The sequence below is a fragment of the Halioxenophilus aromaticivorans genome (assembly GCF_042850945.1).
In the GTDB taxonomy this organism is placed as follows: domain Bacteria; phylum Pseudomonadota; class Gammaproteobacteria; order Pseudomonadales; family Cellvibrionaceae; genus Halioxenophilus; species Halioxenophilus aromaticivorans.
This window is the reverse complement of the sequence record NZ_AP031496.1, coordinates 5,376,675-5,390,911: the sequence shown is the minus strand read 5'-3', so window position 1 is coordinate 5,390,911 and position 14,237 is coordinate 5,376,675. Positions and strand designations below refer to the sequence as shown.

General features: G+C 52.3%; 13 protein-coding genes and 1 pseudogene. 8 read left to right on the top strand and 6 right to left on the bottom strand.

Annotated elements, in window-relative coordinates; translation table 11 throughout:
• Positions 1–226 precede the first annotated feature (226 nt).
• From ACGHM3_RS22900 to ACGHM3_RS22890, 3 genes are all read left to right on the top strand, one after another.
• Positions 227–1,177 carry a serine/threonine-protein kinase gene (locus ACGHM3_RS22900; RefSeq protein ID WP_345424291.1) on the top strand — a complete coding sequence of 317 codons (951 nt, stop codon included), beginning with the start codon at positions 227–229 and terminating at the stop codon, positions 1,175–1,177.
• A gap of 184 nt (positions 1,178–1,361) precedes the next feature.
• Positions 1,362–2,138: a PP2C family serine/threonine-protein phosphatase gene (locus ACGHM3_RS22895; protein ID WP_345424289.1), complete on the top strand. Its 777-nt coding sequence runs from the start codon at positions 1,362–1,364 to the stop codon at positions 2,136–2,138.
• Between the two features lie 281 nt (positions 2,139–2,419).
• Entirely contained in the window at positions 2,420–3,439 is a 1,020-nt protein-coding gene (locus ACGHM3_RS22890) for a glutamine synthetase beta-grasp domain-containing protein (protein ID WP_345424286.1), read from the top strand.
• 188 nt (positions 3,440–3,627) lie between these two features.
• On the opposite strand, the gene ACGHM3_RS22885 is transcribed toward ACGHM3_RS22890, so the two are convergent.
• On the bottom strand, positions 3,628–3,828 hold the full coding sequence (locus ACGHM3_RS22885; RefSeq protein WP_345424283.1) for an accessory factor UbiK family protein: 201 nt from the start codon (positions 3,826–3,828) through the stop codon (positions 3,628–3,630).
• Between the two features lie 504 nt (positions 3,829–4,332).
• Between ACGHM3_RS22885 and ACGHM3_RS22880 the strand changes: the two genes are divergently transcribed.
• The 5 genes from ACGHM3_RS22880 (at position 4,333) to ACGHM3_RS22860 (ending at position 8,015) form a co-directional block, all read left to right on the top strand.
• Entirely contained in the window at positions 4,333–5,049 is a 717-nt protein-coding gene (locus ACGHM3_RS22880) for a TorF family putative porin (protein ID WP_345424280.1), read from the top strand.
• A 170-nt stretch (positions 5,050–5,219) separates the two neighbouring features.
• Positions 5,220–5,558 (top strand): P-II family nitrogen regulator, encoded by a 339-nt coding sequence (gene glnK, locus ACGHM3_RS22875; protein ID WP_345424277.1) that lies wholly within the window; start codon positions 5,220–5,222, stop codon positions 5,556–5,558.
• A gap of 71 nt (positions 5,559–5,629) precedes the next feature.
• Positions 5,630–6,898 carry an ammonium transporter gene (locus ACGHM3_RS22870; RefSeq protein ID WP_345424274.1) on the top strand — a complete coding sequence of 423 codons (1,269 nt, stop codon included), beginning with the start codon at positions 5,630–5,632 and terminating at the stop codon, positions 6,896–6,898.
• Between the two features lie 258 nt (positions 6,899–7,156).
• Positions 7,157–7,495 carry a P-II family nitrogen regulator gene (locus ACGHM3_RS22865; protein ID WP_345424271.1) on the top strand — a complete coding sequence of 113 codons (339 nt, stop codon included), beginning with the start codon at positions 7,157–7,159 and terminating at the stop codon, positions 7,493–7,495.
• 256 nt (positions 7,496–7,751) lie between these two features.
• Entirely contained in the window at positions 7,752–8,015 is a 264-nt protein-coding gene (locus ACGHM3_RS22860; protein WP_345424268.1) for a hypothetical protein, read from the top strand.
• Between the two features lie 58 nt (positions 8,016–8,073).
• Here ACGHM3_RS22860 and ACGHM3_RS22855 read toward each other — a convergent pair whose 3' ends face one another.
• From ACGHM3_RS22855 to ACGHM3_RS22835, 5 genes and pseudogenes are all read right to left on the bottom strand, one after another.
• Positions 8,074–8,772 (bottom strand): DUF484 family protein, encoded by a 699-nt coding sequence (locus ACGHM3_RS22855; protein WP_345424265.1) that lies wholly within the window; start codon positions 8,770–8,772, stop codon positions 8,074–8,076.
• The gene (gene dapF, locus ACGHM3_RS22850) at positions 8,769–9,599 is read right to left on the bottom strand and encodes a diaminopimelate epimerase (RefSeq protein WP_345424262.1); all 831 of its coding nucleotides are present in this window, start codon (positions 9,597–9,599) and stop codon (positions 8,769–8,771) included. The genes ACGHM3_RS22855 and dapF overlap by 4 nt, the downstream gene beginning before the upstream one ends.
• Before the next feature lie 21 nt (positions 9,600–9,620).
• Positions 9,621–10,886 (bottom strand): diaminopimelate decarboxylase, encoded by a 1,266-nt coding sequence (gene lysA / locus ACGHM3_RS22845; RefSeq protein WP_345424259.1) that lies wholly within the window; start codon positions 10,884–10,886, stop codon positions 9,621–9,623.
• A 78-nt stretch (positions 10,887–10,964) separates the two neighbouring features.
• Positions 10,965–11,069: pseudogene (locus ACGHM3_RS22840) on the bottom strand (lipoprotein); the annotation flags it as partial.
• A 220-nt stretch (positions 11,070–11,289) separates the two neighbouring features.
• A complete protein-coding gene (locus ACGHM3_RS22835; protein ID WP_345424253.1) occupies positions 11,290–14,145 on the bottom strand; it encodes a class I adenylate cyclase in 2,856 nt (951 codons plus the stop codon).
• Positions 14,146–14,237: the final 92 nt, after the last annotated feature.

Here is a 14,237-nt window from a genome sequence, read left to right as displayed (position 1 = left end):
GTACTGCCGAAACGTCCTTTGTTGGCGAGTTTTATCCTTAAAAGGCTTCCTTGCGGGCGTGTGGCGCGGGATCAATAACCGGCATAGGTTATTTGGATGCACGTCCGTGTGCCATGCCAGAGCTTTAGGTTAATGGATTTTTGCTGGTGAGTATTCGACGCTGGTCACAATCGCGCCATGCCAGTTATGCTGTTGGCATTGGGCTACCTATCCACGGTGAGACGCTATGTTGGAATTTAAAGAACAAAAAAATAGCCATGGGCCTATCTACGTTGAAGACACCGACGCGCCCCTGCCTGAAAAGCTCAACCCTAAAACCCGCTATGCGTATTTTTCGGCGATTGCTAACGGCGGTAAATCGATCATTCAATCCTGCATGGATTTACATCTGCGGCGTACGGTGTGCTACAAATCCCTGCGCCCAGAGTTTGTGAAAAGCGAGGTGGAAAACCTGCGATTACTGCGCGAAGCTCGCATTTCCGCCCGCCTGCAGCACCCCAATACCATGCCCACCTATGAGCTGGGCCGAGATGGCCGTGGCCAATACTACTTCACCATGAAGTTGGTCCATGGTTATACCCTACGGGAGGTTTTACATTACCGCGAACGCTACGATTTAACCCAGCTCAGTGAGGTCATCCAAAAGGTGGCTAGCGCCCTGGCCTATGCCCATTCTCGTGGGGTACTACACCGAGATATAAAGCCCGATAACATATTGGTAGGCGCCTACGGTGAAGTGCTGCTGTTGGATTGGGGCTTAGCCAAGGTCTGGCCCAAGCAAGTCGATGAGGCCCAGGTTGTGGATCTTGTCGTCGATGAGGTGAGCGCAGCGGTGGGCATGACCGGTGAGGAAAAATTACAGGGTACGGTGATGTACATGTCGCCGGAGCAAGTAGACCGCGACCCTGCCATCAGTTTCGCCTCGGACGTATACAGCTTGGGTGCCGTGCTCTACGAAACCTTGTCCGGCGAGACGCCCTTTCAAGGGGATGTTGTGCGGCGAGTGATAGACGACGTGCGCAGTGCCGCACCGGCGGTTCCCAAATCGCCCGCGGGTGGCAAATTGCCACAGGGTTTGGTGGATTTGACCATGCAGTGCCTGGAAAAAGACCCAGCCCAGCGGCCCGAAAGTGTGGATGAATTTATTCGCTTGCTGCGCGAGGGTATCTACTGCTGATTGTTACCACGCAGGGCGATGTTTTGAAACCAACACCTAGGTAAAAAGAAGAGCGCTATAAGGCACAGTTTTTGTAACTAACTTCATGTCTTTATTTGCGTCTTTATACCGAGCGTATTAATAGAAGATAGATAACCGAATCGCTTAGACGGCGAATTCGGCGAATAATCACCAAGGCCAACCATTGAATAACCCAACCCTCGTTGAACAGCTCAACTCAGAGCTTTTACCCCTGCCCACGCCGCAGACGTTTCGTTTCTGTAGCCTCGGCCGCAGCCATGTGGGCCGTGTGCGCTGGGTGAATGAGGACGCCTATTTAGAGCACGGTGAGTCTCAGCTTTGGGCGGTGGCCGATGGTATGGGTGGTTTAAATCGAGGCGATCACGCCAGTAAAGTCACCCTTCGCGCGCTGCAGGAATACCAAACCGGCGCCACATTGGAGGCCTGCTTAGCCAGCCTGCACGCCATAATTAACCAAGCCCACGATACTTGCCACAAGGCGTTTCGTGGCAAGCGTATCGGCACCACCCTGGCGTTGCTGCACATTGTAGATAGCCACGGCCTGTTGGTCTGGGCCGGGGACAGCCGTATTTACCGTTTGCGCGCTGGCGAGTTAGAACAGCTCACCATCGATCACAATCTTGCCGAGCAGCAGCGAACCCAGGGAAAACCGCCGCAAGATGGTGCGCAAACGCTGCAATCTGCCCACGTCCTAACGCGAGCGGTGGGTGTACATCGAGAAGTGTGTCCGCAACTGTGTTACCAATCAGTGCAGGCTTCTGACCGTTTTCTGTTGTGTACTGACGGTGCATTCAAAGATTTGGACGCGCACGAAATTAGAGCAGCTATGATGCTCGCGACACCACCCGAGGTGCTGGAGTGCGTAGAAGGGCTGGCCTTGGATCGAGGCGGTCATGACAACACCACGTCCTTGGTGGTGGACGTGTCCTCGCCGGGCTAGCCGCTCCAAAGTGGCAGGTTGCGCATCTTTAGGACCAAATTGGTGCAATCCTTTTTTTACTGCACCAAAGTGGTTCCGTGGTGCCGCGGGCTGGGCTTGGTTGGTTTGCTGGTATTTCCCTCTGTGCTGTCGTCAAAGCCCCATGGTTTGGGGCTCTTTGACGTGTTTTTCCTCCATGCCTTTCTCGTTTGTCGTTCCGGTACAAGGGTTGGAATAGATTCTGCTTTTAACGACCGCTACAACATACAATCTGAAGATACACATTTGGAGTGAAATTCAACATGAAAAGCAAGTTGGAATACATCTGGCTAGACGGTTACCAACCAACCCAAAGCCTGCGCAGCAAAACTATGGTCCGTAACAACTTCGGCGGTACTTTGGAAGAGTGTCCAATGTGGTCATTCGACGGTAGTTCTACCGAGCAAGCCGAGGGCAACGCTTCAGATTGTCTACTAAAGCCAGTTTTCATTATTCCAGACCCAGACCGCAAAAATGCTTACTTGGTAATGACCGAAGTGCTGAATGCGGATGGCACTGCTCACGTTTCTAACGGTCGCGCCACCATCGACGAAGCAGACGACGATGACGATTTCTGGTTCGGTTTCGAGCAGGAATACTTCCTGTGGGATCCAATCACCAACTTGCCACCTGGCTTCCCAGCCAATGGCTATCCTGCACCACAGGGCCCTTACTACTGCTCAGTTGGCGCCAAAAACGCCTACTGTCGTGAAATGATCGACGAGCACTTCGATATGTGCTTAGAAGCTGGCTTGAACGTTGAGGGTATCAACGCCGAGGTTGCTGCTGGCCAGTGGGAATACCAAATCTTTGCCAAAAGCGCTAAGCGCGCCGGTGACGAAATCTGGTTGAGCCGCTACCTGCTGGAGCGTGTAGGTGAGAAGTATGGTCTGTCCATCGAGTGGGGGCCAAAACCTCTGGGCGATACCGACTGGAATGGCTCTGGTATGCACGCAAACTTCTCCAATGGCGCCATGCGCGATTCTGGAAAAGAAGAAATCTTCACCAAAATCTGTGAAGAGTTTGGTAAAAACATCGAGCGTCACATCAGCGTGTACGGTGCAGACAACGACCAGCGTTTGACTGGTAAGCACGAAACTCAAGCCATCGATGAGTTCAGCTACGGCGTATCTGACCGTGGTGCTTCTATCCGTATCCCGGTAGGTACTGTAGAAGACGGTTGGAAAGGTCGTTTGGAAGATCGTCGTCCTGCGTCTAACGCTGATCCATACAAAGTGGCTGCAGCGATTGTAAAAACCACCAACGAAGCCATGGCCAAGTAATAAAGCCCTGCTGTTAAGTGGTACAAAAAACCGGGGCCTTGGCTCCGGTTTTTTTGTTTTAGGCAATGTGTTCTTAAAAATCGCGCAGCGAACACTGAGTGGTGGAACCGTAAAATGCTGGCTAGAGCACGCGCCGCTCGATTTGGTTTCAGGCGATGACCATTGTGTACTGATTAATGCAGTATTGACTACTGAGGCGCCGTTTGCTGATTAGGCGGCATCTGTTTTTCTAATTCGTCTATCAGATTTTCCAGTTCTTGAATTTTGGCTTCCGAGGCGGCCAGCAGGCGTGCCTGGGCATCGAACTCTTCGCGAGTGACCAGGTTGTGCTCTTGGGCCAAGCGTTTGATTAGTTTCTGGGCGATATTGGTGCTGAGGGGCGTTTTCATAGGCCTTAGTGTACGGCAAGGCGTGCTTGGTGGACACTCTTGCGGTGTCATCGATCCTCACTAGGATGCTTTTCGCGCCAAGTGGTCAAAAATGGTGCTACAAAATCAACCGACAATGTTTGTGCACAAATGGGTGTCGTTTTTTCTGGACTGGACTGTCAAGTGCTGGCCAATTATCCGTCAGAAAGCAGGCTGGCGGTGAGTTTTGGTGAGGAAAAAAATGTAAATCACCGTTGATTTTCAGATTTTGTTCATTTTTGACGCTGGAACTTCATGTTGGTGCTTTATTGTGGTGCTTGGGTGGGGTTTTGGCACCGTTACATGGCGCGCATTCTTATCATTCCCCCCTGTCAGACGGACCGTTTTAGGTCTTTTTCAGCTTAACCTTATGATTTTATTGCGAAAAATCGGTTTGGCACATCAAGTGCTAGTTTGGCGACGGGTGCGGGGGCGGAAAGTTCCCTACCCAGACAAGACATAGAGCACACATTTGGAGACAAACGAATGAAATTAGTAAAAACAGTATTAGCCACTGCCGTAGCAGCCGTTGCTTTCAGCGCCACCACCCAAGCTGAAGTAACCACCAACATTGCGGTTTCCAGTGACTATGTATGGCGTGGCGTTTCTCAAACCTACTACGGGTCTTCCGTATCTGGTGGTATCGACTACGCCGACGAGAGCGGTTTTTACGCAGGCGCTTGGGCTTCTAACACCGGTTACGGTGGCGGCGAGCTTGACCTGTACGCGGGCTTCGCGGGTGAAGCTGGTGACTTCGGTTACAGCATCGGCTACCTGTTGTACGCCTACCCTACAGTAGATGACTACAACTTCGGTGAAATCACTTTAGATTTCTCCTACGACATCCTGTCTTTCGGTATGGCTTACACCATCCACAGTGATTGGGGCGACGGCATGCCTTTCGTAGAAGGTGACGTTTACCTGTACGCCGGTGCTAGCTTCGACCTGGGCAACGATTGGAGCCTGGGCCTGACTGCGGGTTACTACGACTTCGACAATGATGGCGTAGATAACGACGGTGCTGTCCTAGAAAGCTACGGCCACGTTCAAGTTGACCTGGGCAAATCCTACGGCGACTGGGGCGACTTCGCTTTCTCCGTTAGCTTGGCGGAAGAGGGCGCTGCCGACCCTAACGTTGGCTTCAGCAACAATGAAAATGCCGACCAGCCTCTGTTCTTCGTAACTTGGGCCAAAGGTTTCTAAGTTAGTCCATTGAATAATGGATAGTGTTGAGGGGTGGTTAGCGCAAGCGGCCGCCCCTTTTCAGCCAGCCGGCTGATAACAAAGCAGTTTTTGGCGTAGGGCATGCCTTACGTCTACCAGTAGGGTGAGTTGTACAACAATCGCCCGCACTACAAAACCAGGGGGAAGGCATGAAATTAGTAACAGCTGTTATTAAACCATTCAAACTTGATGCCGTTCGTGAAGCGCTATCCGACATTGGTGTACAGGGTATTACTGTTACCGAAGTTAAAGGATTTGGTCGTCAGAAAGGTCACACCGAGCTCTACCGTGGAGCGGAGTACGTTGTGGACTTTTTGCCTAAAACCAAATTGGAAGTAGCGGTTTCCGACGATCAGCTCGAAGCCGTAGTAGAAGCTGTGAGCAAGGCATCGCACAGCGGCAAAATCGGCGACGGTAAAATCTTTATTTGTAACCTCGAACAAGTTATTCGTATTCGAACAGGTGAAACCGGCGAAGATGCCCTATAGGGCCCTGCAATTCCCGATAACCGCTGTTTGAAAGACAGGATAGTTAGACGTAAGAATCTTGGAGATCCACTATGGAAAACAACATTTTTGAACTCCAGTATGCCTTAGACACCTTTTATTTCTTGGTGTCAGGCGCGCTGGTAATGTGGATGGCGGCTGGCTTCGCCATGCTTGAGTCCGGCTTGGTACGGGCTAAAAATACCACAGAAATTTTAACTAAGAACGTAGCTCTATTTGCTATTGCTTGCACTATGTTCCTGGTGTGTGGCTACTGGATTATGTATGGTGGTGAAGATGGATTGCACGGCGCTGTACCTTTCCTTTCTGGCATAACCGGTGATGGTGTTGCTGAGTTTGAAGACACTTATGCGCCTTCAGCGGACTTTTTCTTCCAGGTGGTGTTTGTAGCTACCGCCATGTCTATTGTATCTGGTGCAGTTGCAGAACGGATGAAACTATGGGCTTTTTTAATATTCGCTGTAGCAATGACTGGCTTGATTTACCCAATGGAGGGTGGTTGGACCTGGGGTGGCAAAGATGTATTCGGTCTTTACAACCTTGGCGATAATGGATTTTCTGACTTTGCTGGCTCTGGAATCGTTCACATGGCCGGTGCTGCAGCTGCATTAGCGGGTGTGTTGGTACTTGGCGCACGTAAGGGTAAGTATGGTCCTAACGGCGAAGTAAATGCCATTCCTGGTGCCAACTTGCCGCTAGCAACTCTCGGTACGTTTATTCTATGGATGGGATGGTTCGGCTTCAATGGTGGCTCAGTTCTAGCCACATCTAGCGTAGAAAATGCAAACGCTGTTGCTGTTGTCTTTATGAATACCAACGCTGCCGCCGCAGGTGGTTTGATTGCCGCACTTTTGGTTGCGCGTATTATGTTTGGTAAAGCAGACTTAACAATGGCTCTGAATGGTGCTTTGGCTGGACTTGTTGCAATTACTGCCGAGCCTTCAACTCCTTCTGCTCTTCAGGCGACTCTTTTCGGAGCTTTGGGTGGCGTCCTTGTAGTCTTCAGTATTCTAACTTTAGACAAGCTTAAAGTTGATGACCCAGTAGGAGCGATTTCTGTTCACGGTGTAGTTGGTTTGCTTGGTCTGTTACTGGTACCAATTACTAACCCTCTGACTGACGATGGCGGTGCTTCGTTCATGGGCCAGATTCTTGGCGCAATCACTATCTTCGTTTGGGTGTTTGTAGCAAGCCTAATCGTTTGGTTCATCATCAAAGCAGTTATTGGTGTACGTGTATCCGAAGAGGAAGAGTTCGACGGTGTCGACATTTCCGAGTGTGGTATGGAAGCTTACCCAGAGTTCATTGGTACTGGTAAGTAACACCTATCCCATCTGTGCCCGCGTCCTGCGGGCACAGTGCTTTCTAAGCACAAGCGAATAGGCTCTCTAAATCATTCAAAGCCGTTCCTAGACCCAGCAGTTTGCCCCGCAATGGATTCTGGAACAGCTTTTCAGCCACACTGTCATATTCACCAAGTTGTGGTATGTTTAGAGTATGAGATGTGATTCTCCGCTGATCGATTTCAACAGCGTGACCAAAACAAGAATCGAGATACAGTGACAATAAGGACTAAATCCATGAAATTAATCACTGCTGTTATCAAACCTTTTAAATTAGACGATGTACGCAGCGCACTATCTGAAGTGGGTGTACAGGGTATGACGGTAACCGAAGTTAAAGGCTTTGGCCGCCAAATGGGCCACACCGAGCTGTACCGTGGTGCTGAATACGTCGTTGATTTCCTGCCTAAAGTAAAAATCGAATTGGCCATTGATGAGGGTGTTGTTGAGCAGGCTGTTGAGGCCATCAGTAAAGCGGCTCAGACCGGTAAAATCGGTGACGGCAAAATCTTCATCACATCCTTGGATGAGATTATCCGCATTCGTACCGGGGAAACCGGCGCCGACGCGGTATAAGATTACCGTTTACGCCTCGGCGCAAACGTTTGGAAAACTTTAGAAAGCCTCGCACTAGCGGGGCTTTTTTATGTCCGGCTGGTTGGTTTTTTTATGTTCATAGCCGGCACGGCCACAATTATAACTTTGGCTATTTAAAACTCTGAAATAAAGAAAAAAATAAGCTAAAAAAGCCGATAAAAAACCATTCTTCTGCCAAAAAGTTGCGCTATAAATACAACTCCTTTGGTTTAGCCTAAAAAGAGACAGACAGGTTATGGCAGACGATCTAGACGACGACTTCGACTCAATCGACAGCACAGATGCCGCGGACGATAACAGCAGCAGTAGCGACGATTCGTCCAACAGCGGTATTGCCATCGACTATAGCTTGGCATCAAAAGACAAAGAGCGTGAAGAGCTAGACCGGCAGATCGCCGAATTCCTAGCCCGTGGCGGTAAGATTAGCCAAGTAGACACCCACGTATGCGCCGACCCACCGCAAAAACCGAGCAGCAGCTACGGCAGCCGCCCGATCTAATCCTTCAGGCTAGAACCAGGGTTAAAACAACTGATGTGTGGGCTCTGCTGGCTTAAGCCTAGGCCAGTGGGTCTATATCCTTGCTCAGTAAGCGCGGCAGGCAGCGGTTGATAATTTCGCCAATGTAGCCCAAAAACAAGGTGCCCATGCTGGAGCGGTAGTACTCTGGGTCTCGATTGGCCACCGCCAGCAGGCCGATGGGTGAGCCGTCGTTGAGGGGAGTGATGGCGGCTGAGGCAATCACTTGAATGTGCTTGGGGAAAAGCTCGCGCAAATCCTCCCGCGGAAGTTGCCCGCAGATGCTCTTGTTTAGGCGCCACAGTTTAGGGAATGACTTAGACGCCTGGGTTTGATTAAAAATGCGCGCCGGTCCAATGGAACCGGTGAGTTCGTCATCAAAAATCACCAAACTACTAAACTGCACCTGGAAGTCGCTGTCCAGGCTGTACAGCAGGGCGTCGACAAAATCCCCTAACTCTTCGGCCTCCAATAGCGCTAACACCAGGCGTCGGGTCTTATCGAATAGCACGTCGTTTTCGCGGGCGTTGTCCACCAGGTTGGTTAGACGGTTGCGCAGCTCTACGTTTTTATCCCGCAATACGCTGACCTGTTTTTCGATCAGAGACACGGCATTTCCGCTGTCGTGGGGCAGTTTTAGCCCGTGCAGCAGTTTGATGTTTTTGAGGAAAAAATCCGGGTTGGCGCTTAAAAACGCGCTGACGCTCTCAGCATTGACGGGTGGCTTGGCGCTGCTCATAGTCGAATTTGTCCTTGATAAACCGTTACCGCAGGCCCGGTCATGATCAGCGACTGGCCGGGGCCTGGCCATTGGATGGTGAGATCGCCGCCGGGTAAATGCACCGTGACCTGGCTATCCAGCAAGCCTTGCAGTTGGCCCACCACCGCCGCCGCACAGGCACCGGTGCCACAGGCCAGAGTTTCGCCCACGCCTCGTTCAAATACCCGCAAACTGATTTCGTTGCGTGCCAGCACCTGCATGAAGCCCACGTTTACGCGGTTGGGAAACATGGGGTGGGTTTCCAGTTTAGGGCCTAGGCTCTCCACTGGCGCGGTTTCTACGTTGTCTACCACCAGCACGGCGTGGGGATTACCCATGGAGGCGGCACCAAACTCAATGGTTTGGTTATCCAGCTCTAGGGTATACACGCAGGCCTGCTCGGTCTGCTGAATGGGTACTTCTTGGGGTGCCAAAATGGGCGCGCCCATATCAGCGCTGATGCGGCCATCGGCCTGTACGTTTAGCGTCATTATGCCGTTGGCGGTTTGCACGGCGATGCTGCTTTTACCGGTCAGCCTGCGGTCGCGCACAAATTTGGCAAAACAGCGTGCGCCATTGCCACAGTTTTCAACTTCGCTGCCATCAGCGTTGTAAATGCGGTAGCGGAAATCCACGTCGGGCTTGGTGGGGCACTCCACCAACAGCAATTGATCAAAGCCAATGCCAAACTGGCGGTCGGCCAGTTTGCGGATGGCTGCACCGTCCAATTGCGGCTGCTGGCTAATGGCATCAATGACCATAAAGTCGTTGCCCAAGCCGTGCATTTTTGTGAAACGAATTCGCATAGTGTGTTTGCTTCCGCCGGCCTAGGGCAATAGGTGTTCGCCGCGTATTAGATCGGCAAAGGTTTCGCGTTCGCGTACCAGCCAGTGGTCATCGCCGGCAATTAAAACCTCTGCGGCCCGGGCTCGGGTATTGTAGTTGGATGCCATGCCAAAGCAGTAGGCGCCGGCGTCCAGCTGGGCCAGGTAATCGCCGGCGGTCAATGCCAGTGGTCGATCCTTGCCGATAAAGTCCGCCGATTCGCACACCGGGCCCACTAAATCCCAGGTTTGCACCGGCGCGTCGCTGGTTTCAGTTACCGATACGATGCGTTGCTCGGCCTGATACAGCGCTGGGCGGATATTATCGTTCATGGCGGCATCGACGATGGCAAAATTTTTGTGCGCTGTGGGTTTTAGATATTGGACCTGGGTTACCAAAACACCGGCATCGCCAACAATGGAGCGGCCAGGTTCCAAGATAAGGCTAAGCCCGGTGTTGGCTAGCTTGCTCTCCAGTGCGGCCAGGTAACTGCTCTTAGTGGGCGGTGCTTCGCTGCCTGAGTAATTGATGCCCAAGCCGCCGCCCATATCGATGTGTTCCAAGCTGATGCCCTGGGCTTTAAGCTCGGCGATCAGCTCCAGCAAGCGGTCTACGGCATCGTTAAAGGGCGCCAGTTCGGTTAGCTGTGAGCCGATGTGGCAATCCACGCCGACAATTTCAATGCCCGGTAAGCCGGCGGCGCGTTGATACACGGCGGGGGCCTGCTCAAAGGTGATACCGAATTTATTGTCGCGCAGGCCGGTGGAAATGTACGGGTGTGTTTTCGGGTCGACATCGGGGTTAACCCTCAGCGAGATGCGAGCAGTGTCCCCGCGTTGGCTGGCCACCCGGGACAGCAAGCTGAGCTCGGCATCGGATTCCACGTTAAAACAGTGCACGCCAGCCTCCAAGGCTAGTGCCATTTCATCGGCGGTTTTACCCACGCCAGAAAACACCACTTTACTGGCATCGCCACCGGCCTGCAGCACGCGCTGAAGTTCACCGCCGGAGACAATATCAAAGCCGGCGCCCAATTTGGCCAGAGCTTGCAAGATCGCTAGGTTGGAATTGGCCTTAATGGCATAGCACACCATCGTTGGGATGGATTTGGCTGCGTTCTTGTAGGCGTTGAAGTTATCGGCGATAACGCTGCTGCTGTAGAGGTACAGCGGGGTACCGTATTGCTTAGCCAATTCCGAAACGGCCACACCTTCCATTTGCAGCTGGCCATTTTGATAATAAATGTGATTGTGGTCGTTTAACTTCATACTGCTTAACTCAATGCCTGTTCAAGGGTTGCTGCTCTGGGGCTGGCTGTTGGATTGGGCTGGCTGCTCTACGGCCGCTTCACTCTGGGGTTGCTCTTTTGGTAGATAGAGCGGCCCGGTTTGGCCGCAGCCACCAAGGCCCATGGCTACCAAGATTGCCAGCAAACACCCTATTGCCTTTATTTTAGCGCCGCGAACTGCGCGTTTTGCCGCTGCTAGAACCATGCTGCGCTCCAATGCCGTACAAAAACGGCCGATTATAACAAAACCCCTATGCAGTCATAGTAAAGTTTGGCCCACTGTTAAGCTTGGGGGCGGGGCTTGCTGGGTTCTTGGCTGGCGCCTTGATGAGGCGGACTGGGTTAATGAGGCGAGTGGGGTTTAACTCTATGGTTTTGCAGGCCTAGAGCTGGTTGATAAAGCCAGTGCGGGTGTTGATCAGCTGTTCCAGGTGGTTTTTGGCATTTAAATAGTCGCTTAGCAGAAGGTCTCGGCCGCCGGCGATGAGTTCCCGGCATTGCGACAAATCCAAATCGCTGATGTACAGCGGGTAGGCTTCAGCCAAACCGCGGTGGGCACGAATCATCCGGGCGGTGGCGTCGAGCTGGCTTGCCAGGTCGCCTTCCAGCTCGGTCTGGTCGCAGATAAAACGGTATTCCACTGGGCGACTCTGGCCGGGCTCGGCGATGGCTTTAACTTCAAATTCGGTCGGCTCTTTGGTTTCGGCGGCCACTGGCAGGTGTTCACAATGGCGCCAGCGGCCGTTGTCGCGCTTCAGTTGATAGAAATTCACCGGGTAAACGCCAAACGATTCCTGCTCGTCGTAATGGGTGACCAGTGCCTGCTGGGTGATGTGGCGTATAAATTGGTGCAGAGACTGCAGCAAGCTCATTAGGCGCCCGAAGGGAAACTGCAGCAAAGTGATGTTTTGGTAGTCGTCCACAAAGTACAGCCGCGCGCGGTTAGTGGCGGGCAGATAAAAGAAGATTTTAATGCCCGGCGCGGCGCTGTTTTCCAGTACTAGGCGCAACGGGTCGTTGTGCATTGCACGGCTGTCCAAGTGCCAATAATTGGGTTGGCTGCGCGGCTTTTGCACGGCCTCGGTGAGCAGTTCTTCGCTATCGAAGGACTGCAACAGCGTGTGTTGATCTTGCTCGTGCAATAGGTGATAACGGGTGTCTGTCTGAAAAATAAAACGCAGACTTTTGTTGCTGTGTTTTGCGGCCGAGCCGGCGATGGCTTCGTTTAGCTGGCTGAAGTAATCCTTCATACGAGCGCAGATCACCGTCGAAATGGGCGAGCGGGAACAGTATACGGTAATTTCTGGTAGGTGCGATGCGGCCTGGGCTTGGCATAGCTGCCAGTAGCGCTGGGTGAATTTTTGCAGCGCCTGCTGGGGAAACGATAAACACACCAGCTCGTTCCAACTGGTTAAATACACCACATCGATGGAGCGCACTAAATTGTGCGGCTCGTCGCCAAAGCAAAAGGCATCCTGGTTGCGCTGGCTTAGGCTAACGGCGTCGTCATCCAAAGTGGTGGCGGTGAGGTTGGCAAACACCATGACTTTCTTTAGCGTGCTGGCGTTCTGAAAATCCCGGTGGTCTGGCTTGGCCAAGGGTAGGGGAATGCAGGCCAACAACGAGCTCATATATTGGCGAATGGCGTTGGGTTTGATGTTGGCGCCCTCAATTAATATTTCGGTTTGAGGGTCAATAACGCCGTTGGCAAGGCTCCAACACAAAATTTCGTTCAATTGGCTGGATTGCTTGAGCAGTAGGTGGCGCGACGCCGGGGTGGCTCGGTTGGGTAATGCATAGACCGACCAGCGTTCGTTACTAGGGCGCTGGGGCCGGTGGCGCAGCAACAGCATAGACTCGGTGATGCTGTTGGAAATATCCGGATTTATAAATTCTATTTTGCCGGCTTTGCGATCGAAGGCAGCATGCAATTTGTGACCGAGTACTTCCAGTTCGGATTTATCAATCACGTTTTTGGCTTTAATCTTGCCAGCAAACTGCGTGATAAACCGGTAGCTGGTGATCAGCTCGTGCACTAGATGGTGTTTTTCCAATTTAACCTGGCCGGCCTTCCATTCCTGACGGTTATCCAGCAGGGTGAGGGCGTCTTTTCGCCAGCCCCATTGGTCGGCCATGGCTTGCATGATTTTCCACTGCCAGCCTAGGCGATTTTGCTGGCGCGGTTTGCGCGTCAGTGGGCACTGCACCTTGAAGTAAAATGCCCGCCTTATCAGTTCCAAGCGCTTGGATTCTTTGCGGCGGCTTAGGTATTCCTCCAAATGCCAATACAGTCGTACGTAGGCGTCGAGTGTGTCGATTTCCGTTGCACCGGAGTACACCAACTTTTTAAAGTCTACGCTCAATGGCATGCCTTGGGGGTGTTGGCTGGCGTAGGCTTCGAGTAACAGCAGTTTGAGCACGGATTTGTAAGGCGAATCTATGCCTTTATAGAGGTGCCAAATTCCGGCGCCAATGTATTCGCCGGCGGGTATTTTGGCGGTGCTGCCAAAATCCAAAACCTCTTTTGGCCGAATAAATTGTTTGCGCAGCAACAAATCTGCGCAATGGTCGTAATCGTGCTCTCGCTCCGGCGGAATAAACCACCACAGGGGGATACGCCCGCCCAGCCAAATGGCCGTGCGGTAGAATTCATCCAGCAATAAATAGTGTTGGCTGCTGCCACTGGATTCTTCATCCAAGGTTTCGTCTTGGCCAGATTTAAACGCCTCACTGTCCATCGGAAAGCAGTGCACTTCTGCCCCTAGGGTTTGGGCCCAGCGGGAAATGCGTTCGCCTTTGTGGGTGAGCAGCTGAACCGAGGCGGCGTCCAAGCCCGGACGGTAACACACCCATACGTCCAAATCGCTGTGGCTGCCGTGGGCGATGGTGCCCACACTGCCCATAATAAAAATCGCGTAGATGTCGTTGTTCCGGCCGGCGGGCTCATTAAAATTAAAACTGCGAGAAAGCCGTTTTACCGCCAGTTTGGTGCGGTTATCTGGTTTAAAGTTGCTGAGCTTGGCCGGGGTTTTATGAGACACATAGCCGGGTAAGCCCGGGTGGTTGTAGTGGAACAAGGCGGCGAGGGTGTCCAGCACCAGTTGCTGGCGATCGTTCAAGCCCAGACGCGTGCGTGCCAGCCGTTCTTCGCTGATGGCGAGAAAGCGCTTTTTAAGTTTTTTGAGCTGGTCCCGATCCAGTCCTTGGTCGAGATTGGCGATGTCGATTGGCTGTTCCATCTATTAAGTATAGTGGCGCCTTAGCAGTCCGGCACCTCAGTCATCACATTCAGGGCGAATGTTTTGCATTTGATTACTCTTTGCTCGATAAC

What these genes read in the sequence shown, in the direction of transcription:
- ACGHM3_RS22900 (WP_345424291.1), top strand. Translation starts at nt 227, where the DNA reads ATGTTGGAATTTAAAGAACAAAAAAATAGCCATGGGCCTATCTACGTT.
- ACGHM3_RS22890 (WP_345424286.1), top strand. Translation starts at nt 2,420, where the DNA reads ATGAAAAGCAAGTTGGAATACATCTGGCTAGACGGTTACCAACCAACC.
- ACGHM3_RS22885 (WP_345424283.1), bottom strand. Translation starts at nt 3,828, where the DNA reads ATGAAAACGCCCCTCAGCACCAATATCGCCCAGAAACTAATCAAACGC.
- ACGHM3_RS22880 (WP_345424280.1), top strand. Translation starts at nt 4,333, where the DNA reads ATGAAATTAGTAAAAACAGTATTAGCCACTGCCGTAGCAGCCGTTGCT.
- glnK (WP_345424277.1), top strand. Translation starts at nt 5,220, where the DNA reads ATGAAATTAGTAACAGCTGTTATTAAACCATTCAAACTTGATGCCGTT.
- ACGHM3_RS22870 (WP_345424274.1), top strand. Translation starts at nt 5,630, where the DNA reads ATGGAAAACAACATTTTTGAACTCCAGTATGCCTTAGACACCTTTTAT.
- ACGHM3_RS22865 (WP_345424271.1), top strand. Translation starts at nt 7,157, where the DNA reads ATGAAATTAATCACTGCTGTTATCAAACCTTTTAAATTAGACGATGTA.
- ACGHM3_RS22860 (WP_345424268.1), top strand. Translation starts at nt 7,752, where the DNA reads ATGGCAGACGATCTAGACGACGACTTCGACTCAATCGACAGCACAGAT.
- ACGHM3_RS22855 (WP_345424265.1), bottom strand. Translation starts at nt 8,772, where the DNA reads ATGAGCAGCGCCAAGCCACCCGTCAATGCTGAGAGCGTCAGCGCGTTT.
- dapF (WP_345424262.1), bottom strand. Translation starts at nt 9,599, where the DNA reads ATGCGAATTCGTTTCACAAAAATGCACGGCTTGGGCAACGACTTTATG.
- lysA (WP_345424259.1), bottom strand. Translation starts at nt 10,886, where the DNA reads ATGAAGTTAAACGACCACAATCACATTTATTATCAAAATGGCCAGCTG.
- ACGHM3_RS22835 (WP_345424253.1), bottom strand. Translation starts at nt 14,145, where the DNA reads ATGGAACAGCCAATCGACATCGCCAATCTCGACCAAGGACTGGATCGG.